Origin of the sequence: Protaetiibacter larvae (genome assembly GCF_008365275.1) — a bacterium.
GTDB classification, from domain to species: domain Bacteria; phylum Actinomycetota; class Actinomycetes; order Actinomycetales; family Microbacteriaceae; genus Homoserinibacter; species Homoserinibacter larvae.
Genome location: NZ_CP043504.1, coordinates 238,380 through 260,478, shown reverse-complemented (window position 1 = coordinate 260,478; position 22,099 = coordinate 238,380). Strand labels below are relative to the sequence as shown.

At 70.6% G+C, this 22,099-nt stretch carries 15 protein-coding genes; 7 read left to right on the top strand and 8 right to left on the bottom strand.

The genetic code is table 11. The features are described from left to right. Positions 1-65 precede the first annotated feature (65 nt). The 4 genes from FLP23_RS01130 to FLP23_RS01115 all read left to right on the top strand — a co-directional run bounded on the left by FLP23_RS01130 (position 66) and on the right by FLP23_RS01115 (position 4,934). Positions 66-1,427, top strand: a complete 1,362-nt coding sequence (locus FLP23_RS01130; RefSeq protein ID WP_149324176.1) for a cystathionine beta-synthase — start codon at positions 66-68, stop codon at positions 1,425-1,427. Between the two features lie 35 nt (positions 1,428-1,462). After that, positions 1,463-2,644 carry a cystathionine gamma-synthase gene (locus FLP23_RS01125; RefSeq protein ID WP_149324175.1) on the top strand — a complete coding sequence of 394 codons (1,182 nt, stop codon included), beginning with the start codon at positions 1,463-1,465 and terminating at the stop codon, positions 2,642-2,644. Between the two features lie 96 nt (positions 2,645-2,740). Beyond that, on the top strand, positions 2,741-4,033 hold the full coding sequence (locus tag FLP23_RS01120; protein WP_168200342.1) for an amino acid permease: 1,293 nt from the start codon (positions 2,741-2,743) through the stop codon (positions 4,031-4,033). Continuing rightward, on the top strand, positions 4,020-4,934 hold the full coding sequence (locus FLP23_RS01115) for a cyclase family protein (protein WP_149324173.1): 915 nt from the start codon (positions 4,020-4,022) through the stop codon (positions 4,932-4,934). Before FLP23_RS01120 ends, FLP23_RS01115 begins: the two co-directional genes overlap by 14 nt. A gap of 78 nt (positions 4,935-5,012) precedes the next feature. Here the strand turns inward: FLP23_RS01115 and FLP23_RS01110 are convergent, their stop codons facing one another. The 3 genes from FLP23_RS01110 to xylA form a co-directional block, all read right to left on the bottom strand. Beyond that, on the bottom strand, positions 5,013-5,660 hold the full coding sequence (locus FLP23_RS01110; RefSeq protein WP_168200341.1) for a ThuA domain-containing protein: 648 nt from the start codon (positions 5,658-5,660) through the stop codon (positions 5,013-5,015). A gap of 4 nt (positions 5,661-5,664) precedes the next feature. Next, positions 5,665-7,089: a xylulokinase gene (gene xylB, locus FLP23_RS01105; RefSeq protein ID WP_149324171.1), complete on the bottom strand. Its 1,425-nt coding sequence runs from the start codon at positions 7,087-7,089 to the stop codon at positions 5,665-5,667. A 93-nt stretch (positions 7,090-7,182) separates the two neighbouring features. Further along, positions 7,183-8,370: a xylose isomerase gene (xylA, locus tag FLP23_RS01100; protein ID WP_149324170.1), complete on the bottom strand. Its 1,188-nt coding sequence runs from the start codon at positions 8,368-8,370 to the stop codon at positions 7,183-7,185. 166 nt (positions 8,371-8,536) lie between these two features. Here xylA and FLP23_RS01095 point away from each other — a divergent pair, with 166 nt between their 5' ends. Both FLP23_RS01095 and FLP23_RS01090 read left to right on the top strand, forming a co-directional pair. Next, complete coding sequence (locus FLP23_RS01095; protein WP_149324169.1) at positions 8,537-9,553, top strand: LacI family DNA-binding transcriptional regulator; 1,017 nt, start codon at positions 8,537-8,539, stop codon at positions 9,551-9,553. Positions 9,554-9,778: 225 nt separating this feature from the next. Next, on the top strand, positions 9,779-13,753 hold the full coding sequence (locus FLP23_RS01090) for an endo-1,4-beta-xylanase (RefSeq protein ID WP_168200340.1): 3,975 nt from the start codon (positions 9,779-9,781) through the stop codon (positions 13,751-13,753). A 190-nt stretch (positions 13,754-13,943) separates the two neighbouring features. On the opposite strand, the gene FLP23_RS01085 is transcribed toward FLP23_RS01090, so the two are convergent. The 5 genes from FLP23_RS01085 to FLP23_RS01065 all read right to left on the bottom strand — a co-directional run bounded on the left by FLP23_RS01085 (position 13,944) and on the right by FLP23_RS01065 (position 20,744). Beyond that, the gene (locus FLP23_RS01085; protein ID WP_149324167.1) at positions 13,944-15,215 is read right to left on the bottom strand and encodes an endo-1,4-beta-xylanase; all 1,272 of its coding nucleotides are present in this window, start codon (positions 15,213-15,215) and stop codon (positions 13,944-13,946) included. A gap of 1 nt (position 15,216) precedes the next feature. Further along, positions 15,217-17,574: a beta-xylosidase/alpha-l-arabinosidase gene (locus tag FLP23_RS01080; protein ID WP_149324166.1), complete on the bottom strand. Its 2,358-nt coding sequence runs from the start codon at positions 17,572-17,574 to the stop codon at positions 15,217-15,219. 6 nt (positions 17,575-17,580) lie between these two features. Beyond that, positions 17,581-18,480: a carbohydrate ABC transporter permease gene (locus tag FLP23_RS01075; protein ID WP_425468269.1), complete on the bottom strand. Its 900-nt coding sequence runs from the start codon at positions 18,478-18,480 to the stop codon at positions 17,581-17,583. 2 nt (positions 18,481-18,482) lie between these two features. Continuing rightward, positions 18,483-19,370: a carbohydrate ABC transporter permease gene (locus FLP23_RS01070; RefSeq protein WP_246140013.1), complete on the bottom strand. Its 888-nt coding sequence runs from the start codon at positions 19,368-19,370 to the stop codon at positions 18,483-18,485. 81 nt (positions 19,371-19,451) lie between these two features. Further along, positions 19,452-20,744, bottom strand: coding sequence for an ABC transporter substrate-binding protein (locus FLP23_RS01065; protein ID WP_210413910.1), 1,293 nt, complete (start codon positions 20,742-20,744; stop codon positions 19,452-19,454). A gap of 224 nt (positions 20,745-20,968) precedes the next feature. Between FLP23_RS01065 and FLP23_RS01060 the strand changes: the two genes are divergently transcribed. Beyond that, a complete protein-coding gene (locus FLP23_RS01060) occupies positions 20,969-22,090 on the top strand; it encodes an ROK family transcriptional regulator (RefSeq protein WP_246140012.1) in 1,122 nt (373 codons plus the stop codon). Positions 22,091-22,099 lie beyond the last annotated feature (9 nt).

Here is a 22,099-nt window from a genome sequence, read left to right as displayed (position 1 = left end):
GGTGTCGACAGACCAGCACCCCGCACCCCGGTAACACACGGGAGGCCGCGGGTAGGCTCGACGGCATGAAGTACGCCGAGACGGTGCTCGACCTCGTGGGCAACACCCCGCTCGTGAAGCTCCACTCCGTGACCGACGGGATCTCGGCGACCGTTCTCGTGAAGGTCGAGTACGTGAACCCCGGCGGCTCGTCCAAGGACCGCATCGCGCAGCGCATCATCGACGCGGCGGAGCGCGAGGGCAAGCTGAAGCCGGGCGGCACCATCGTGGAGCCGACCTCCGGCAACACCGGCATCGGTCTCGCGCTCGTCGCCCAGCAGCGGGGCTACCGCTGCGTGTTCGTGTGCCCCGACAAGGTCTCCGAAGACAAGATCAACACCCTCCGCGCCTACGGTGCCGAGGTGGTCGTCTGCCCCACCTCGGTCGCGCCCGAGAGCCCCGACTCCTACTACTCGGTGAGCGACCGGCTGGCGCGCGAGATCCCGGGCGCGTTCAAGCCCGACCAGTACTCCAACCCCAACGGGCCGCTCAGCCACTACGAGACGACCGGCCCCGAGATCTGGCGCGACACCGACGGCAAGGTCACGCACTACGTCGCGGGCGTCGGCACCGGCGGCACCATCTCGGGGGCGGGCAGGTTCCTCAAGGAGCAGAACCCCGCCATCCGCGTGATCGGCGCCGACCCCGAGGGCTCGGTCTACTCGGGCGGCACCGGGCGGCCCTACCTCGTGGAGGGCGTGGGGGAGGACTTCTGGCCGACCGCCTACGACCCCACCGTCGTGGATGAGATCATCGCGTCCTCCGACGCCGAGTCGTTCGAGTACACCCGCCGCCTCGCGCGCGAGGAGGGGCTGCTCGTCGGCGGATCCTCGGGCCTCGCCGTCGCGTCCGGCCTGAAGGCCGCCCGTGCGCTCGGACCGGATGACGTCATGGTGATCCTGCTGCCCGACGGCGGACGCGGCTACCTCGGCAAGGTGTTCAACGACCGCTGGATGCGCTCTTACGGCTTCCTGCCCGCCGAGGAGGAGAAGTCGGTGGCGGACCTCGTGGGCACCAAGGCGCCCGAGGTGGCCGGTCTCGTGCATGTGCACCCGAGCGACACGGTGCGCCACGTGATCGACAAGATGCGCCGCTTCGACATCTCCCAGATGCCGGTGCTGTCGGCGGAGCCGCCCGTCGTGATGGGCGAGGTGGTGGGCTCGATCGACGAGAAGAGCCTCATCGACGCCGTGTTCTCGGGCCGTGCGCAGCTCACCGACGCACTCGCCGAGTTCGTGCGTCCCGCGCTGCCGCTCATCGGCATGAACGACTCCATCACCGCCGCGCGCGAGGCGCTCACCGCCTCGGATGCGCTGCTCGTCACCGCCGACGGCAAGCCCGCCGCCGTCGTCACCCGGCACGATCTGCTCGCCTTCCTGAGCGAGTAGTCGGCCCGCACCGTCTTCGAACACAGAGAGTCCCCATGAGCCCCGACCAGTCCGCCCACGACTTCGACTTCGCCACCCGCGCCATCCGCGCCGGCCAGGCGTTCGATCCGACCACGGGCGCCGTCATCCCGCCGCTGTACCTCACCACGACCTTCGTGCAGGACGGCATTGGCGGTTTCCGGAGCGGCTACGAGTACACCCGCGGCGGCAACCCCACCCGCACCTCGCTCGAGACGCAGCTCGCCTCGCTGGAGGGGGCCGACCGCGGGTTCAGCTTCGCCTCGGGGCTCGCCGCCGAGGACACCCTGCTGCGCGCGATCCTCACCCCGGGCGACCACGTGCTCATGGGCAACGACGTGTACGGCGGCACCCACCGGCTCGTCACCTGGGTACATGTGCCCTGGGGCGTCGGGCTCAGCACTGTCGAGATGGGCGAGCTCGATGCGGTGCGCGCGGCGATCCGCCCCGAGACGCGTGTGGTCTGGCTCGAGACGCCGTCGAACCCGCTCATGAAGATCACCGACATCGCGGCCGTCGCCGAGATCGCGCATGCCGCGGGGGCGGTCGTCGTGGTCGACAACACCTTCGCGAGCCCCTACCTGCAGCAGCCGCTCGCGCTCGGCGCCGACGTGGTCGTGCACTCGACCACCAAGTACCTCGGCGGACACTCGGATGTGCTGGGCGGCGCGGTGCTGCTGAACTCGGGTATCGAGGTGCGGGGCGAGGATCTCGCCGACCGCGTGGCCTTCCTGCAGTTCGGGGTGGGCCCGGTGTCGGGTCCGCTCGACGCCTGGCTCACGACCCGCGGCATCAAGACGCTGCACGTGCGGATGGATCGGCACTCCGCGAACGCGCAGGCGCTCGCCGAGGCGCTCGTCGGGCACCCGAAGCTCGCGCGGGTCTACTACCCGGGCCTGCCGGAGCATCCCGGGCACGAGCTCGCCGCGCGGCAGATGCGCTCCTTCGGCGGCATGCTCTCGATCGAGCTGCACGACGAGGCGTCGGCTCGGGGGTTCGCGGAGTCGACGCAGCTGTTCCAGCTCGCGGAGTCGCTCGGCGGCATCGAGTCGCTCGTGTGCTACCCCTCCGAGATGACGCACGCCTCGGTGCGCGGCACCGCGCTCGAGGTGTCGCCGGCCGTCGTGCGGCTGTCGGTGGGGCTCGAGGGCGCCGACGACCTGATCGCCGACGTGCTCGACACCCTCGCCCGCGTCTGAGTCGAGGGCTCCCGCCGCGCCAGATCGGCACAAAGGGATGGAGCGATGGCGGAAAATCGCTGGAAGGCGCGTTCGCGCCACGACACGATGGATGACATGAGCAGCACCACGACGCACCCCGCCGCCGCGCCGCCCTCGGCCGGCACAGGGCGCGTGGGGCTGCCGACCGCATCCGCCCTGTACATCGCCGCGGTGCTCGGCACCGGCATCCTCGTGCTCCCCGGGCTCGGGGTCGAGGCGGCGGGACCCGCCTCGATCCTCGCCGTCGCGATCGTGCTCGTGCTGTCGATCCCGCTCGCCGGAACCTTCGCGGCGCTCGCCGGACGCTACCCGGACGGCGGCGGCGTCGCCACCTTCGCGCGCCTCGCACTCGGCGAGACCGCCGCACGCGCCACCGGATACTGGTTCCTCTTCGGCGTCGGCTTCGGCGCCCCCGTCGTGGCGGCGCTCGGCGGCGAATACCTCACGGCCACCCTCGGCATCGGACGCGGCTGGGTCGCCGTGATCGGCATCGGCTTCCTCGTGGTCGCCCTCGCGCTCGGGCTGCTCGGCCTCAAGGTCTCGGGTGCCGTACAGCTCGGCCTCTCGGCGCTGCTGGTCGCACTCGTGGTCGGCGTCATCGCCACGGCCGCGCCCGCCGTCCAGCCCGCCAACTTCACCCCGTTCCTGCCCCACGGCTGGGCGGGCGTCGCCCTCGCGGTGAGCCTCTTCGTGTGGGCGTTCGCGGGCGGCGAGGCGATCGTGCACATCGCGCACGAGTTCCGCAACCCGCGCCGCACCATCCTGTGGGCCACCGTCATCGCGCTCACCGTCGTCGGGGCCGCCTACCTCGCCCTGCAGTTCGTCACCGTCGGCGTGCTCGGCGCGGGCGGCTCGAGCAGCGCCGTGCCGCTCATCGACCTCGTCGCGGTCAACCTGCCCGGGCTCGGCCCCGCCGTCATCGGCGGCATCGCGACCCTCGTCGTGCTGGGGGTGCTCAACGCCTACATCCCCGCGTTCGCCAACCTCGCCGCGTCCCTCGGGCGTGACGGACACCTCCCGCGCTGGCTCGCGAAAGGCGCCGAGGGGGGCGCTGTGCCGCGCCGCGCGCTCGTGCTCGTCGCGGCGATCACGCTCGGCTACTCCGCGGTGTTCTTCGGGTTCGGTCTCGACCTGCAGACCTTCATCCTCATCCACACGAGCTCGATGGTGGCGGTCTACGCGATCGGCATGGTCGCGGCCGTGCGGCTGCTCACCCGATTCAGCGTCGGCTGGTGGATGGCGGTGGTCTCGGTCGTGCTGACCCTGGCACTGCTCGCGCTCGCCTGGTCGCATCTGCTCGTCCCCGCCCTCATCGCCCTCGCCGCCATCGCGGTGACCGTCATCCGGAGGATCCGTGTCCGCAGTTGAACCGCAGTACCGTGCCCATTTCGACGCGAGAGTCGCGTTCGCGAACGGCGGCGGGCTGAGCGCCGAGGGCTTCCGGATCGACCTGCCGCATCCCGAGGTCGACGCGAGGGACGTGGGGCGGCTGTTCGTGCAGCACCTCGGCCTCGCGCTCGTCGGCTCGGTCGAGATCACCGGCCTCGAGATCGTGGAGGAGCGGCATCGCGGAACGCGCGGCGTCGAGACGGCGGCCCCGGCACCCGGGCGCCGCGTGGTCGACCTCAGCCACGTGATCCGCGAGGGGCTGGTGACCTACCCCGGACTGCCGGCACCCGTCATCACCCCGCACCTCACCCGCGAGGACTCGCGCGGGCACTACGCCGAGGGCACCGAGTTCGCGATGGACATCATCACGATGATCGGCAACACCGGCACCTACCTCGACAGCCCGTGGCACCGCTACGCGGGCGGGCCCGACCTCGCCGGCCTCGAGCTCGCGAGCCTCGTCGACCTGCCCGCCGAGGTGTTCCACCTGACGGACCTGACCACGCGCGGCATCCCCGCCGAGGTGCTCTTCGACCGGGAGGTCCGCGGCAAGGCGGTGCTGCTGCACACCGGGTGGGATCGTCTGTTCGGCACCCCCGAGTACGGCGTGGATGCGCCGTTCCTCACGGCGGAGGGGGTGAGCTACCTCGTGGAGCAGGGCGCTGCGCTCGTCGGCATCGACTCGCTCAACATCGACGACGTGGTGCCGCATGGTGAGCGCCCCGCCCACAGCGGGCTGCTGGGGGCCGGCATCCACGTGGTGGAGCACCTCACCAACCTCGGCGCGCTGCCGCCGTCCGGGGCGCGCTTCACGGCGGCCCCGCCGCCGGTCGAGGGCTTCGGCACCTTCCCGGTGCGGGCCTACGCGACCCTCCCCTGATCCCTGGCGCGGTTTCGGCTCGATGGCGCGGTTTCGCGGGTGCCATCCGGCCGAAACCGCACCAGCTGGCACGTCGTCTCAGGTCTCGTCCAGCAGCCACGCGAGCTCGCGTCGCAGCAGCGCGACACGCTCCGCGCTGTCGTACGAGCGGGCGTCGTGGCCGAGCGCGTCGTAGACCACCCGAGCCGCGTCCACCCGGTGCGCCCAGGCGAGCGGATGCCGTGCGCCGGCTTCTTCGTGCTCGGCGAGCACCGCGATCCCCGGCTGCAGGGCGAGGTCGGTGTAGCGCTCGTCGAGCACCGTGAAGTCGCCGAGGCCGGCCGTGATCGGGTGGTCGGCGACCAGCACCTCGGCTTCGCCATGCTCGGGATGCCAGCTGACGTCCCGCACCCAGCGCCCGCCGAGCAGCGTCTGCCACGCCGCGTGCTCGGGCAGCATGCCACCGCTGGCATGAAGCGCGAGCAGGGGCCGGCCGCGCTCGAGGTGCGCGCGGACGAGCGCGAGCAGCTCGTCGTCGCGGGGGTTCGCTTCGTCGCCGCTCCCGGCCTGCAGCACGAGCAGCCCGGCATCCGGCAGCCTCGCGGCCAGTGCGTCGACCGTGTCGACGGTCGTGAGCGGGAGGTCCTCGCTCGCAAGTGCCTCGGCGAGCCGCTCCGCCGACTCGGCGAACGGATGCCAGGGGTCGCGGTAGTCGCCGCCGCCCGCGAAGAGAACCGCCCGGGTCACGACCTCAGGATGCCACGGCGGCGCGCGCCGCGTACTGCTCGCGGATGAGCGGCACGGGGGCGGCATCCGGGCGCGCGAGGGTCGCGACCGACCAGCTCGGCCGGGCGCCCGTGAGCGCCCACGCGGCCTGCACGGTGGCGCCGAAGGCCACGTACTCGCCCGGTTCCGGCACCTCGACGGGTGCGTCGAACACTTCGGCCGCGATCTGCGACACCGCGGGGTTGGCGGCCGCGCCACCCACCAGCAGGATGCGCGAGGCGGTCACGCCGAGGCGGCGCACGGCATCCAGGCCGTCGGCGAGTCCGCACAGCATCCCCTCGATGGCCGCGCGCGCGAGGTTCTCGCGCGTGGTCGCGGCGAGGGTGAGGCCGAAGAGGGTCGCCGTGGCGTCGGGCAGGTTCGGGGTGCGCTCGCCCTCGAAGTAGGGCTGCAGCACGAGGCCTCCAGATCCCGGCTCCGCGGCGAGTGCGAGCTGCCCGAGACCGTCGTGGTCGACGCCCAGCAGCGAGGCGATCTTGTCGAGCACGCGGGCGGCGTTGAGGGTCGCGACGAGCGGCAGGTAGACGCCCGAGGCGTCCGCGAAGCCGGCGACCGTGCCGGTCTCGTCGGCGGTCGCGGTGTCGGTCACCGCGAACACGGTGCCGCTCGTGCCGATCGACACGACGACGTCGCCGGCCTGTGCGCCCAGGCCGAGCGCCGCCGCCGCATTGTCACCCGCACCGGCACCCACCACGAGGCCGGCCGGGATTCCGGGAAGCGCGACCGTCGCGCCGATGGACTCCGCGGGGCCGGCGACGCGGGGGAGCACCGCGTCGTGGCCGAGGGAGGCGATGAGCAGTTCGCGGTCGTAGTCGCCGGTCGCGGGGCTCCAGTAGCTGGTGCCGGATGCGTCGGAGCGGTCGGTCGCGAGGGCCTCGAGGTCGGGGCCGAGCGGGCTCTCGTCGGCGGGGCCGTAGCCGCGCAGGCGCCAGCTCAACCAGTCGTGGGGGAGCGCGACCGCGGCGACGCGGGCCGCGTTCTCCGGCTCGGCGTCGCGCAGCCAGCGCAGCTTGGTGGCCGTGAATGACGCGACGGGCACACTGCCGGTGCGACGGGCGAGCTCGGCGGCGCCGAACTCGGCGATGAGCTCGCGCGCGGCCTGCGCCGAGCGGGTGTCGTTCCAGAGCAGGGCGTCGCGGATGACGCGACCGTCGGCATCCAGTACGACCATGCCGTGCTGCTGGCCGCCGATCGAGATGGCGGCGACGTCGTCGAGTCCGCCGGCATCCGCGATGGCGGCGAGCAGCGCGTCCCACCACGCGGCGGGGGGCACCTCGGTGCCTGCCGGGTGCGTGGCACGCCCGGTGCGCACCACCTCACCGGTCTCGGCGTCGCGCACGACGACCTTGCAACTCTGGGTCGACGAATCGACTCCCGCGACGAGCGTCACAACACAACCTTCCTCTCGCGAGATGTCACTTGTTGCAGATTTCCGGGCTCGGAAGTGCAACAGGTGACATCTCGCGGGATGGGTGGAGAGGGATCAGCGGGCGCCGAGCAGGTGCTCGGTGGCCAGCTGCTGCAGCTTGACGAAGCCGAAGCCCTTGCCGTTCAGGTACGACTCGGCGTCGAAGTCCTCGAAGGCCGAGCGGTCGGCGACGAGGTCGGCGACGGTCTCACCCGGGTTGAGGGTCGGCTGCTTGAGCTCGTTGACCTTGGCGGCTTCGAGCGCCGCCTGCACCTCGGGGTCGGCGCGGAAGGCCGCGGCGCGCTCCTTGAGCAGCAGGTACGTCTGGATGTTGGCCTTGGCCGACTCCCAGACACCGTTCTCGTCCTCGGTGCGCGAGGGCTTGTAGTCGAAGTGACGCGGGCCGTCGTAGGCCGGGCCGCCGTTCGGGCCGCCGTTCTCGAGCAGGTCGACGAGGGCGAAGGCGTTGTGCAGGTCGCCGTGGCCGAACACGAGGTCCTGGTCGTACTTGATGCCGCGCTGGCCGTTGAGGTCGATGTGGTAGAGCTTGCCGTGCCACAGCGCCTGGGCGATGCCGGCCTGGAAGTTCAGGCCCGCCATCTGCTCGTGGCCGACCTCGGGGTTGAGGCCGACGAGCTCCGGGTGCTCGAGCTCGTTGATGAAGGCGAGCGCGTGTCCGACGGTCGGCAGCAGGATGTCGCCGCGGGGCTCGTTCGGCTTCGGCTCGATCGCGAAGCGGATGTCGTAGCCCTTGTCGATCACGTACTGACCGAGGAAGTCGAAGGCCTCCTTGTAGCGCTCGAGGGCGACGCGGATGTCCTTGGCCGAGTCGTACTCGGCGCCCTCGCGGCCGCCCCAGGCGACGTAGGTCTTGGCGCCGAGCTCGACCGCGAGGTCGAGGTTGCGCAGGATCTTGCGGAGCGCGAAGCGACGCACGGAGCGGTCGTTCGAGGTGAGGCCGCCGTCCTTGAAGACGGGGGCGCTGAAGAGGTTGGTGGTCGCCATCGGGATGATCAGGCCGGTGTCGGCGAGGGCGCCCTTGAGGCGGTCGATCTGGGTCTGACGCTCGGCGTCGGTCGATCCGAAGGCGAACAGGTCGTCGTCGTGGAAGGTGAGGCCGTAGGCGCCGATCTCGGCGAGCTTCTCGACGACGTGCACCACGTCGAGGGGCTTGCGGGTCGGTCCGCCGAAGGGGTCGGCACCGTTGTAGCCGACGGTCCAGAGTCCGAAGCTGAACTTGTCGGCGCGAGTGGGGGTGGGCATGAGACGTGCTCCTGGTTCGACGTTGAATCGCAAAATGTTGCGGGTATCAACATATCGCATTCGCGTGCGCCAGGCGACCCCGTTCGGGCTACTCGCGAGTTGAGTTCGCTATCCCGATAGTTTCGGGGTACCGTCGCTCCAGCAGGTGTCTGGCCCGGGAGGAACAATGGCGCGCACGGCGACGCAACGAGTGACGCTGGCGCGCGTCGCCGAGGAGGCGGGCGTCTCGCTCTCCACAATCTCGAAGGTGCTCAACGGCCGGCCCGACGTCTCGCAGGGGACCCGCACGCGCGTCGAGTCCCTGCTCGCCGAGCACGGCTACCTGCGGCGCAAGGGCACCCAGCTGAGCTCCGGCCTCATCGAGCTGGTCTTCCACGAACTCGAGGCGGCGTGGTCGATGGAGATCATCCGCGGCGTCGAGAACATCGCGGCCGAGCACGGCATGAGCGTCGTGCTCACGGAGAGCGGCAGCCGTCACGCGCCTGACCCCGACTGGATGGAGGGCGTGCTGCGCCGTCGTCCGGTGGGCGTGGTGCTGGTGTTCTCGGATCTGCCCACCGAGTACCGCGAGATGCTGCGCTCGCGCGCGATCCCCTTCGTCATCATCGACCCGGCGGGCGACCCCTCGCCCGAGGTCCCCTCGGTGGGGTCGGCGAACTGGTCGGGCGGCCTCATGGCCACCCGTCACCTCATCGAGCTGGGGCACACGCGCATCGCGGCGATCACCGGTCCCGACGACATGATGTGCTCCCACGCCCGCATCGACGGTTTCCGCTCGGCCATGAGCTCCGCCGGGCTGTCGATCCGCCCGGACTGGATCCGCTTCGGCAACTTCCACACCTCGGGCGGCTACCAGCATGGCCGCGCCCTGCTCACCGAGGAGGAGCGGCCGACGGCGATCTTCGCGGGCAGCGACCTGCAGGCGCTCGGCGTGCTCGAGGCGGTGCGCGAGCTCGGCTTGCGGGTGCCGGAGGATCTCTCGCTCGTCGGCTACGACGACATCCCGCTCGCGAAGTGGGTGAGCCCGCGGCTGACCACCATCCGCCAGCCGCTGCGCCGCATGGCGGAGGAGGCGACGGGCCTCGTGATCCGGATGAGCGCGGCTCCCCTGGAGTCGGTGCCCCGGATGGATCTCGCAACGAATCTCGTGGTCCGCGAGAGCACTGCGGCGATCGCCTCCTGAGCGTCGTCGCCGCGTGGCAGTCGGCGATACTTTCGGAGAAGTTTCGGTAACGAATCGGTAACTTTAAGTTGCGGATGGCAACAAAAGCTTGTCTCCCGAGTGCTCTGCTCCTTACCGTGGGCGCACCCCTGTCCCCACTCGCGCAAAGGAGCGCCCGTGTCGACGTCCCGTCGTACGAAAACTTTCGTAGCATCATTCACCGCCCTGGCACTCGCGACCACGGGCTTGGCGAGCGTTGCCGTCACCGCGTCCGCTGCCCCGGTTCCGTCGGTGGTGTCGTCGTTGGACTTCGAGGACGACAGCTTCGCGCCGTGGGTGGTGAGCGGCAGCGACAAGATGTCGGGTGCGACGGTGATCAGCTACGGCGGGAGCAAGGTGCTTCAGGTCGCGGATCGCATCGACAGCTTTGCCGGTATCGAGAGCCCGACGGGTCTGTTCGAGGCGGGTAAGACGTACCACTTCAGCCTGAAGGCGCGGTTGGCGGATGGCACTCCGGGGTCGCAGAACCTCCGATTCGTGATCAAGCCCGGGTTCGCGTGGGTCGACGGCAGCAACACCGCCGTCTCGGCCGGTGCGTGGACCGAGGTCGCCGGCACCTTCGCCGTCGCTGCTGACGCGGCCGCGGCGGGCATGAACGTCTACATCGGCAGCGGTGCCGACGGGGCGGGCAACTTCACCTACCTGATCGACGACGTGATCATCACCGGACCCCCGAGCGCACCCCCGGTTCCGTCGGTGGTGTCGTCGTTGGACTTCGAGGACGACAGCTTCGCGCCGTGGGTGGTGAGCGGTAGCGACAAGATGTCGGGTGCGACGGTGATCAGCTACGGCGGGAGCAAGGTGCTTCAGGTCGCGGACCGCATCGACAGCTTTGCCGGCATCGAGAGCCCGACGGGTCTGTTCGAGGCGGGTAAGACGTACCACTTCAGCCTGAAGGCGCGGTTGGCGGATGGCACTCCGGGGTCGCAGAACCTCCGATTCGTGATCAAGCCCGGGTTCGCGTGGGTCGACGGCAGCAACACCGCCGTCTCGGCCGGTGCGTGGACCGAGGTCGCCGGCACCTTCGCCGTCGCTGCTGACGCGGCCGCGGCCGGCATGAACGTCTACATCGGCAGCGGTGCCGACGGGGCGGGCAACTTCACCTACCTGATCGACGACGTGATCATCACCGGACCCCCGAGCGATGGCGGCAGCCCCGAGCCGGTCGAGACCGGCACCCCCGAGGCGCTCAACGAGGACTTCGAGAGCGGCCTCGGCACCTGGACGCTCCGCGCCGACGGCAACGGCGACCCGACCGTGGGCATCTCCACCGCGGAGTTCCACGGCGGCGCGCAGTCGGCCGAGATCTCGAACCGCAAGTCGCAGGGCTCCGGCATCCAGCACACGATCAACGGCATCCTGATCCCCGGCACCATCTACAACGTGAGCGCCTGGGCCAAGTTCGCGGGCACCCCCGTCGACCGGATCTGGCTGAGCGCGGCCGTCAACGGCACGAGCTACCCGACCCTCGTCGACTTCGAGCAGGTGCCGAACGCCACCGGCTGGACCCACCTCACCGGCAGCTTCCAGGCGCCGGCGTTCGAGACCGCGAGCGTCTATTTCCAGACCCGGTGGATCAGCGACACCGACCCCGGCAACCGCACGACGCTCTACCTCGACGACATCGAGTTCTCGGCGTCGGCCCCGGTCGCCATCGAAGACCTGACGCCGATCAAGGACACCACGAGCTTCCCGGTGGGTGTGGCGATCGACACGCGCGAGACGGCCGGCGCCGCCAAGCAGCTCACCCTCAAGCACTTCGACCAGATCACGGCCGAGAACGCCATGAAGCCGGAGGGCTGGTACAACGCGAGCAAGGAGTTCGCGCCGAACGCCGACATCGACAGCCTCATCGAGTTCGCCCGGGACAACGACCTCAAGGTGTACGGTCACGTGCTCGCCTGGCACAGCCAGACGCCGGCCTGGTTCTTCCAGAACGCGTCGGGTGCGCCGCTCACCTCGAGCCCGGGCGATCAGGAGATCCTGCGCGAACGGCTGCACGACCACATCTTCAACGTGGCCGAGTACCTCTCCGACAACTACGGCCTCTTCGGAAGCGCCGACAACCCGGTGTACGCGTTCGACGTCGTCAACGAGGTCGTCGCCGACTCCACGGAGTTCGCCGACGGACTGCGTCGCAGCCCCTGGTACAACGTGCTCGGCGAGAGCTACATCGCGCTCGCCTTCGAGTACGCGAACGAGGCCTTCAACGACGTCTACGCCGACCCCTCGGCGTCGCACCCGGTGACGCTGTTCATCAACGACTACAACACCGAGCAGTCCGGCAAGCAGCAGCGCTACCACGACCTCGTGGAGCGGCTCCTCGCCGACGACGTCCCTGTGGACGGCGTGGGCCACCAGTTCCACGTGGCGCTGTCGACCCCGGTCGCCGCGCTCGGGCAGGCGCTCACGGCCTTCGACGACCTCCCCGTCGTGCAGGCGGTCACCGAGCTCGACGTCACGACCGGAACCCCCGTGTCGCAGGCAAAGCTCGTCGACCAGGGCTACTACTTCCAGGACGCCTTCGGGATCTTCCGCGCGCACGCCGACGACCTCTTCTCGGTCACGGTGTGGGGCCTCAACGACGGCCGCAGCTGGCGCAACAGCTCGGGTGCGCCGCTCGTGTTCAACGACGCGCTGCAGGCGAAGCCGGCCTACTACGGCATCGTCGCGGGGGAGTCGGATGAGGACCCGCTGCCCGCGCCGCTGCGCACCGCGGACGTGTTCCAGGCCGACGTGCCCGCTACGACCGCCGGTGCCGCCTCGGAGGAGTGGAGCCACCTTCCGCTGCGCACCATCTCGGCGAACGCCGCCTTCCAGCTGCGCTGGGAGCCCGACCACCTCACGGTCTATGCAGAGGTGGCGGACGCCACCACCGGTGCGGACGGCATCGAGGTCGAGCTCGGCGGCACGACCGTGACCCTGGGCCGCGATGGCACCGGCACCGCGACAGGCGCCGTCGTCTCGACCGGCACGGGTTATCGCGCGATCGTCGAGCTGCCGCTGGACGGCGCGCAGGTGGGCGACAACGATCTGCAGTTCGACATCCGCGTGATCGACGACGGGGTGAGCTCCGGCTGGAACGCGGACGGCGCGACCGGCACGCTCACGCTCGTCGAGCCCGTGTCGTTCCTCGAGGTCGTCGGCACCGAGACCGCTCCCGAGATCGATGGCTGGGTGGAGGCGGTGTGGAACACGGCCAACGTCGTCACCACGAGCAAGCAGGTGCAGGGAACGGGCGCCGTCGCGACCGTGCGCACCCTGTGGAAGGGCAACACCCTCTACGTGCTCGCCACGGTCGCCGACCCGACGGTCGACGTCTCGGCGTCCGACCCGTGGGTGCAGGACTCGGTGGAGATCTTCGTGGACGCGGGCAACGTCAAGAACGGTTCGTACCGCTACGACGACAGCCAGATCCGCATCTCGGCCGCCAACCGCCAGTCCTTCGGCACCGGTGACGAGGCGTACCAGGCGAACCGCGTGCAGTCCTCGACGAAGCGCATCGACGGGGGCTACCTCGTGGAGGCGTCGGTGAGCCTGCTGGAGACCGGCGGTCTCGGCACCATCCACGGCCTCGACTTCCAGGTCAACGACGCCACCGCCGGAGTCCGCACGGGCATCACCAACTGGGCCGACCCGACCGGTGTCGGATACCAGTCGACCGCGCGCTGGGGTGTGGGCGAGCTCGTGGACGCCTCCGCGGCCGACGCACCGGCGCCCGTCGTGACCCTCGGCAGCACGAGCGCAGCGCCCGGCGGCACGGTCGACGTCGGCCTCAGCGGCCTCGTTCCCGGGCAGACCGTGAGCATCGTGCTCGACACCCCGGCGGCCGCCTTCGGCGGTGGCGCCGGCGGATTCGCGGCCACTGCTCGCGGGGCGGCGGCGGCGAGCACGGTCGTCGGAACCCTCACGGCGAATGCCGCGGGGAACGCCTCCGGCAGCGTCACCGTGCCGGCCGGAACGGCACCTGGTACGTACCGTCTGGCCGCGGTGGTGGGAAGCAACGTGCTCGCGAGCTCGCCGTTCACGGTGATCGCGGCCACGATCGCCGCCACCGGTGCGGACATCACGACGCCGCTGTCGGTGGCACTGCTCCTGCTCTTCGCGGGGCTGGTGTTCTCGGCGCGGGCCCGACGTCGCGGAGCGGCCCTCCGTCACTGACGGAGGGACCCGCCCGCCCGGACCCGTCGGCGCGGTCCGGGCGGGCTTTCGCGCGCCTGCGGGGAGTGTGCGGTCGGCTGATCTCGATACACCGCGGCTGCGCCGCGGCACTCGATCAGCGGGGGAGTGCCGCAGGCAAAGGACCCCGCTGATCGAGTGCCGCCACAGGCGGTGTATCGAGATCCGGGGGCTATGCGACGACGAGCGGCGCGAGCAGCGCGTCCGAACCTGCGCGCCCGATCATGAACGCCGCGGATGCCGCACCCGCGGTCACCCGGTAGTCGCCGAGGAAGCCCGAGACGCGCACCCGTCCGTCGTGGTCGGTGCGCATGCGCGTGGGGGAGAGCCACCACTCGCCTCGCACGAGCTGCCGGAGGGCGTCGTATGCGGGCTTCCGCGATCCGTCGGCCCGCAGCAGCCCGCCAGGGGCGCCCAGCCAGGCACCCTTGTCGGTGATGCCCCAGTAGGTGATCGACTGCACGCTGGGGTGCTCGACGAGCGAACGGTAGTGCCGCACCAGCTCGTCGGCCTGCCGTGCCTCTCCCTCGGGCGTCGAAGGCCAGGATTCGGGCTGGTAATCGTTGAGGTCGACGATGTCGGCCGGCATGAGCTCCCCCGAGAGCAGGGTGTTCTCGGTGAGGTGCAGCGGCAGCCCGTAGCGCGCGAAGCGGTCGACCATGGCGAGCATGGTCTCCTCGCCCCAGTACCCCTGGTGCATGTGGGTCTGCAGACCGATCGCGTCGATCGTCACACCGGCCTCGAGCAGTCCCTCGATGAGGCATTCGTAGGCGCTCGAGAGGTCGAAGTCGTTGATGAGCAGCACGGCGTCGGGGTCGGCGGCTCGCGCCTCGGCGAACGCGTCGCGGATGAGGGGGATGCGGCCGCGCTCCCGGGCCAGCCGCGAGATCGCGTTGGGCACGCCGTCGGGCTCGTTCTCGAACACCGGCATGATGACGGCCTCGTTGACGACGTCCCAGGAGCCGATGAGGCCCCGGAAGTCGTCGATCTCGCGGCGGATGCGCGACTGCACGAGGTCTTTCACCTCGTCGAGCGGCAGCTCGTCCATCCAGCGCGACTTCACGGTGTGCCAGACGAGCGGGTGCCCTTTCAGTCGCACGCCGCGATCGGCGAACCAGTGCGCGGCGGCGCGGATGGTCGCGGTGCGCGTGACCCCGCGCTCCGGCTCGAAGTCGCCCCGATAGAAGGGGAGGGTCGCCGTGTCGAAGACCCCCAGCCAGTCCTCGGCGAGAGCGGAGGCGTCCTCCTCGCCATTGGCGTGCGGGATGAGCTCGAAGCCGGTGCTGCCGAAGCCGAAGGCGTGCCGGGTCTGCGTGACCTCGACCTCGCGGTCGGCGAGGGGGGCGCCGCTCGCGTCGACGAGCTGGGCGGTCAGCTCGCCGACGCGATGCGCGATCCGATGGTCCCGAGAGGCGTGCCGCTGCGCGGCGCGCTCGTCGACCATCTCAGCCGACCTCGATCGAGACCTCGGCGTGCAGCGGGCGGGTGTGGTCGACGACGCGGGTCGCGCCGGTCAGCTCGACCGTGTGCTCGAAGACGAGGTCGCCCGCGGAGCGCGCGACACCGAACACGAGGGTGCCCGGTTCGACGATGCGACGACCTTCGACGCCCGTGAACGAGGCGAGCTCGGCGGGAACCCGGAACGAGACGGTCGCCTCCTCGCCGGCGGCGAGGTCGACGCGGGCGTAGGAGATGAGCCGCTGCACGGGCCGCACCACGGAGGCGACCGGGTCGTGCAGGTACAGCTGCACGACGTCGGATCCCGCGCGGTCGCCCGTGTTCGCCACCTTGACGCGCACGTCCACCGTCTGCGAGAACAGCTTGCCCGAGACCCCGAGGTCGCTCCACGTGAAGTCCGTGTACGACAGGCCGTGCCCGAAGGGGTAGGCCGGGGTCGGGTCGATGTTCGAGACCCCGCTCTTGCGGGCAAGGGGCGCCGCGAGGTAGCTGGAGGGCTGGGCCCCCGAGGTCGCGGGGACGCTCACCGGCAGGCGACCCGCCGGGTTCACGCGTCCGCTGAGCGCCCCGGCGATCGTCGGCGTGCCCTCTTCGCCGAGGAAGAAGGCCTCGAGGATGGCGTTCGCCGTCTCGGGCGCGCCGCCCAGCGCGTAGGGGCGTCCCGCGAGCAGCGTGACGACCGTCGGCGTGCCGCTCGTGAGCACGGCATCCAGGAGTTGCTGCTGAGCCCCCGGCAGGGCGAGCGACTCGGCGTCGCACCCCTCCCCGCTCGTGCCGCGGCCGAACAGGCCGGCGCGGTCGCCGAGCGCGACGATGACGACGTCGGCATCGCGTGCCGCGGCGACCGCCGCCGGGATCTCCGCGGTCTCGCCGCCGTCGATCGTGGTGCCCCGCACGTAGACGAGGTCGCTGGAGGGGAACTCCTCGCGGAGCGACTCGAGCAGCGTCGGCAGGTGCAGGCCGATCGGCACCTCGGGGTGCTGCACGCCCACGTGGCTCGGGAAGGAGTAGCAGCCGAGCACCGCGTAGGGATCGTCCGCCGTCGGGCCGACCACGGCGATCCGCGCAGGTGAGGCCAGCGGCAGGACGCCGTCGTTGCGCAGTAGCACGATCGCACGCTCGGCCAGCCGCGCGGCGAGCGCACGGTTGGCGGCCGAGTCGAGGTCGACGGATCCGCGCACGCCGTCGGGTGTCGCGTCGCCGGCGGCGGCCAGCGCCGCGGGGACGGGCGACCAGTCCTCGTCGAGCAGGCCGAGGTCGAGCTTCTGCAGCAGCACGCGGCGCAGGGCGCGGTCCACGATCGCCTCGTCGAGGCGTCCGGCGCGCACCTCCGCGGCGAGCGGGGCGCCGTAGCCGCGCACGGTGGGCAGTTCGACGTCGATGCCGGCGGTGAGCGCGATGGATGCCGCGGTGCCCCAGTCGCCGTCCGCGGCGACGCCGTGGAGCGCCGCGAGGAAGCCGACCGCGAAGTAGTCGGCCACGACGGTGCCGTCGAAGCCCCAGGTGTCGCGCAGCAGGCCGGTCAGCAGGCTCGTGTCGGCCGCCGTCGGGATGCCGTCGATGTCGGTGTAGGCGTTCATGACGGAACGCACGCCGCTCTCGCGGATCGCCATCTCGAACGGGGGGAGCAGCACGTCCGCGAGTTCGCGCGGGCCCACCGAGACGGGGGCGAGGTTGCGCCCCGCCTTCGAGGCGGAGTAGCCCACGAAGTGCTTGAGCGTCGCGACGATGCCGGCCTGCTCGAGGCCCTGCACATAGGCGGTCGCGACCGTGCCGACGAGGTACGGATCCTCGCCGATGGTCTCCTCCACGCGGCCCCAGCGGGCGTCGCGAACGACGTCGAGCACGGGGGCGAGGCCCTGGTGCACGCCGACCGAGCGCATGTCGGAGCCGATCCGCCGGGCGACCTCGCGGACGAGGTCGGGGTCGAAGCTCGCACCCCATGACAGCGGCACCGGGTAGGCGGTCGCTCCCCAGGTGGCGAAGCCGGCGAGGCACTCCTCGTGCGCGAGCGCGGGGATGCCGAAGCGGTTGGAGGCGACGATCCGCTCCTGGGTGCGCTGCAGCGAGAGCGCACCCAGGGCGGGGTCGACGGGTGCCGTGCCGAAGGGCCGGGTCAGTTGACCCAGACCTTCCGGCAGCAGCGAGTCGATGTCGACGTCGTCGATCATGTCGTTCTGGTGGGGTGCGACCTCGCCGCCGTCGGCCGACGCACCCACCCAGATGCCGAAGAGCTGCGCGAGCTTCTCTTCGAGCGTCATCTCCGAGATGAGCGCCTCGACGCGGACGTCAGGGGACTTCGAGGTGTCGCGCCAGACCGGAACGACACCGACATCAGTCGACATGCGGTATCAGCCCTTCACAGCGCCGGTGAGGCCACCCACGATGCGACGCTCGGCTCCGAGGAAGAAGATCAGAGCGGGGAGCATGGCGAGGGAGGTGTATGCGAGGACCGCGCCCGTGTCCTGCGAGTACTGCGTCGAGAACTGCTGGACGCCGAGCGGCAGGGTCCACAGCTCCTGCGGGATGCCCCCCGTGGTGAGCAGCAGCAGGGGCAGCAGGTAGCTGTTCCAGCTTCCGATGAACGCGAGCACGCCCACGGTCACGAGGCCCGGAACCGACAGCGGCATGACGATGCGCCAGAAGAAGCCGATGCGGCTGGTCCCGTCGAGCGCGGCCGCCTCCTCGAGCTCCTTCGGGATCGCCCGCAGGAACGGCACCAGGATGATGATCGTCGTCGGCAGGGCGAAGGCGATCTGCGGGATGATGAGGCCCGCGAAGGTGCCGTGCAGGCCGATGTCGCGCAGCAGGATGGTCAGCGGCAGGGCGGCGACCGTCACCGGGAACAGCAGTCCCGCGGTGAAGAAGGTGTACAGCCACTGGCGCCCGCGGAACTCGTAGCGCGCGAGCACGAACGCCGCCGCGATCCCGATGACCACCACGCCGAGCGTCGTGAGCAGGGCGACGAAGGTGGACGAGAACAGCGAACCCCAGAAGCGGGTGCTCGAGAGCACCGTCACGTAGTTCGCGATCGACCAGGGGTTCGGCCAGCCCGCCGGGTCGGCGTTCAGGTCGGCACTGGTGCGGAAGCCGCTGATCCACACGTACAGCACGGGGATCACCGAGACGAGGATCGCGCTCAGCGCGACCACGTACACGAACGGCTGGCGCCAGTCGAAGCCGACGTGACCGGGATCCTTGGCGTTGTTGCGCGCTGAGCGGCGCGGTGAGACTGCCTGAGTGGTGGCCACGATCAGCGCTCCTCTACGTTTTCGGCGCCGAGATCGCGGCGCAGGGCGTGACGCTGGTAGAGCAGGGCGATCACCAGCGAGATCAGGAACAGGATGACCGCGACGGCGCTGCCGTAGCCGGGCTGCCCCTGGCCGTACTGGATCATGTAGGTCGCCATGGTGCTCGTCGCGCCGACGGGGCCGCCACGGGTGGTCACCCAGACCATGTCGAACAGCTGCAGCGATCCGATGATCGACAGGAACGCCCAGATGCGGATGGTGGGTCCGAGCAGCGGGATGGTGATGTACCACTGGGTCTTCCACCAGCTGGCGCCGTCGATCGCCGCCGCCTCGGTGAGCTCCTCGGGAACGCCCTGGAGGCCGGCGAGCATGAGCAGGACGGCGAAGCCCAGGTACTTCCAGGTGAGGATGAAGAACATCACCCAGAGGGCGATCGCGGGGTTCGCCAGCCACGGCTGGGTGAGGCCTCCGAGTCCGATCGCCTCGAGCACGGCGTTGACGCCGCCTTGCGGCGAGAGGAGCAGCTTCCACGACAGACCCGCGATGACCTCCGCGAGCACGTACGGGACGAAGATGGCGGCGCGGACGATCGTGCGTCCACGCATCTTGCGGTTCAGCAGCAGCGCCACGATGATCGCGAGCGGCCCCTGGACGAGCAGCGACGCGATGATGATCGTGAAGTTGTTACCGATCGACCGCAGGAAGAGCGGGTCCGAGAGGGCTCGGGTGTAGTTGTCGATCCCGATGAATTTCTCCAGCGGGCCGAGGCCGTTCCAGTTGAAGAAGCTGTAGACGGCCGCGAGGGCGACGGGCAGGATGACGAACCCGACGAAGATGATGACGGCGGGGCCGAGGAAGAGGCCGATCTCCAGCCACTTCCTCTTGTCCACGGTCTTCCGGGATGCAGGGCGAGGGGCGGCAGGGCCCGCGGAGACCGCGGGCCCTGCCTGAGTGATGCTTGTCATGCTCTATTACAGGGCCGCAGCCGTGTCTTCGAGCGCCTTGACGATGTCCTCGGGAGTACCGGTGCCGGCCATCAGGTTGACGACGGCCTGGTTCAGCGGGTTGCCGAAGGTCGGGCCGAGGTCGCTGTCGAGCCACAGCTGGACGAAGGACGCGTTCGCGAGGCCCTCAGCGATGAGCTTGAGGCTCGGGTCGCTGACGGAGTCGATCGCGGCCGGGTTGGTCGGGATGCCCGCACCGGTCTCGGCGAAGCGCTTCTGCACGTCGTCGCTCAGGATGTACTTGAGCAGGTCGACGGTCACGTCGGGCGCGTCCTTGTAGATGCCGAAGCCGTCTCCACCACCCATGGCGATGTCGGGGTCACCAGCGGTGCCCGGCACGCTCACGAAGGGGTACCAGCCGAGCCACGAGGGAACCGTGGCGTCGGGGGTCAGCGAACCGATCTGACCGGCGTTCCAGTGGCCCATGAGCTCCGCAGCGGCCTTGCCGTTGGCGACGAGACCGGCCGAGCTGTCAGCGCCCTGCTGGCCCGACGAGGCGAGGAAGCCGTCCTGGAACGGGTTGGTCGCGACGAAGTCCTTCAGGAGGTCGCCCGCCTCGACCCAGCAGGGGTCGGAGAAGTCGAGCGCCGGGATGGCGGTCTGCAGGGTCTCGGTCGAGCACGCGGCGAGCGCGAACTGGTACCACCAGTGACCGGCCGGCCACAGGTCGCCCGCGCCGACGGCGATCGGGGCGACGCCGATGGCACGGAGCTTCTCGTTGGCGTCCTCGAGCTCGGGGAGCGTCTCCGGGACGGCGTCGATGCCGGCCTGGGCGTAGAGGTCCTTGTTGTACCACATGCCCTCGATGCCGAAGGTGTAGGGGAGGGCGTACTGCTTGCCGTCGACCTTCCACGGGTTGGCCACGCCGCCGAGCGCGTCGATGGTGTCGGACGCGACGTCGGTCAGGTCCTTCAGGTAGCCGGCCTCGGCCTGGGCGCGAACCTCGCCACCGGGCCACACCATGAAGAGGTCGGGGGCGTCGCCGCTCGCGAGGGCGTTCGGGATGAGGGTGCGCTGCAGGTCCTCGTTCTGGTAGCCGGTGACCTCGACCTTGACGCCGGGGTGGGCCTTCTCGAACTCGGCGGCCACGTCCTCCCACAGACCCTTCTGCGGGTCGGTGGTGGCGTTGTGCCACCAGGTGATGGTGGTGGTGCCGTCGGAAGGAGTGTCGCCGCCGGGGGCACAGGCGGTGAGACCGCCGATCGTCAGAGCGGACGCCGCGGCGACAGCTCCAACCCGAATGACTCGGGCTTTGTTCATCATCGAACACCTCTCGAAAGTTTCGACATCCGTGTCGAAAGTGGTTGGGATGTGGTGATCATAGGCATGAGGCTGAATTGCCGTCAAGCGCAACAAAATAACGAATCAGCCCCTATTCACGGGCCATGGCTGCGCGAGATGCGTGCTGACCAGGCGCTAAGGTGTGCCTCGTGGCAGTACTCGGGGACACGGTCGACAGCGTCCGGCGTCGAAACCTTTCGACGGTGCTCGAGCTCGTCCACCGCGGGGGAGGGCCCTCGCGGGCCGATCTCACCGCGCTCACCGGTCTCAACCGCTCCACCATCGGCGCACTCGTCGCCGAGCTCGTCGAACTCGGCCTCGTCCTGGAGACCGACCCCTCGGCGACCAACCGGGTGGGCCGTCCCTCGCGGCGCGTACTGCCCGATCCGCGGCCCGCGATCATCGCGGTCAACCCCGAGATCGACGCGGTCACCGTCGCGATCGTCGGCCTCGGGGCGACCGTGGAGCATCGGGTGCGCCACGAGCTCGACCACATCGCGAGCCCCGAGGAGACGGCCGCCGTGATCGGCGACCTCGTCGAGGAGCTGCGCCTCGGCCCCGCGAAAGACCGCAGGCTGATCGGCGTCGGACTCGCCGTGCCCGGACTCGTGCGGGCGAGCGACGGCGTCGTGCGCTGGGCGCCCCACCTCGGCTGGCGCGAGATCTCGTTCCCCCGGCTCGTGGAATCCGTCGTGCAGCTGCCGACCGTCGCCGACAACGACGCGACCCTCGGTGCGCTCGCCGAGCGGCTGTTCGGCGTCGGCCGCGGCGTCGACCAGATGGTGTACCTCAACGGCGGTGCGAGCGGTATCGGTGGTGGCGTCGTCATCAACGGCCAGCCATACCGCGGCGCCTACGGTTACGCGGGGGAGTTCGGCCACAACCGACCCCGTCTCGACGACCCCGCGCATCGGGTGACCGTCGGCGGAACGCTGGAGGAAGAGGTGAGCCGCGCCCGGCTGCTGTCGATCCTCGGGCGGCGCACCTCCGACGAGCCCGAGTTCGAGGCCGCCGTGCTCTCCTCGAGCGACCCGACCCTGCACACCGAGCTCGCGCGCCAGCAGATCGTGCTCGGCGGGGCGCTCGGCAACGCCATCAACGTGCTCGGCCCCGAGCTCGTCGTGCTGGGAGGCTTCCTCGCCACGCTGCTCGCCTGGGACGCCCCGGCCCTCGAAGCAGCGGTGGCGGCGCGCACCCTGCCGGTCGCCTGGGAGGGCACCCGCATCCGGGCCGCCGGCCTCGCCCGCAACCGCCTGCTGATCGGCGCCGCCGAGCTCGCCTTCAACCAGGTGCTCAAGGACCCCGCCTCCTTCGCGGACCACTGACAAGTAGGG

What these genes read in the sequence shown, in the direction of transcription:
- FLP23_RS01085 (WP_149324167.1), bottom strand. Translation starts at nt 15,215, where the DNA reads ATGGTCGACGAGCGCGCCGCGCAGCGGCACGCCTCTCGGGACCATCGG.
- FLP23_RS01095 (WP_149324169.1), top strand. Translation starts at nt 8,537, where the DNA reads ATGGCGCGCACGGCGACGCAACGAGTGACGCTGGCGCGCGTCGCCGAG.
- FLP23_RS01120 (WP_168200342.1), top strand. Translation starts at nt 2,741, where the DNA reads ATGAGCAGCACCACGACGCACCCCGCCGCCGCGCCGCCCTCGGCCGGC.
- xylA (WP_149324170.1), bottom strand. Translation starts at nt 8,370, where the DNA reads ATGCCCACCCCCACTCGCGCCGACAAGTTCAGCTTCGGACTCTGGACC.
- FLP23_RS01065 (WP_210413910.1), bottom strand. Translation starts at nt 20,744, where the DNA reads ATGAACAAAGCCCGAGTCATTCGGGTTGGAGCTGTCGCCGCGGCGTCC.
- FLP23_RS01125 (WP_149324175.1), top strand. Translation starts at nt 1,463, where the DNA reads ATGAGCCCCGACCAGTCCGCCCACGACTTCGACTTCGCCACCCGCGCC.
- FLP23_RS01130 (WP_149324176.1), top strand. Translation starts at nt 66, where the DNA reads ATGAAGTACGCCGAGACGGTGCTCGACCTCGTGGGCAACACCCCGCTC.
- FLP23_RS01080 (WP_149324166.1), bottom strand. Translation starts at nt 17,574, where the DNA reads ATGTCGACTGATGTCGGTGTCGTTCCGGTCTGGCGCGACACCTCGAAG.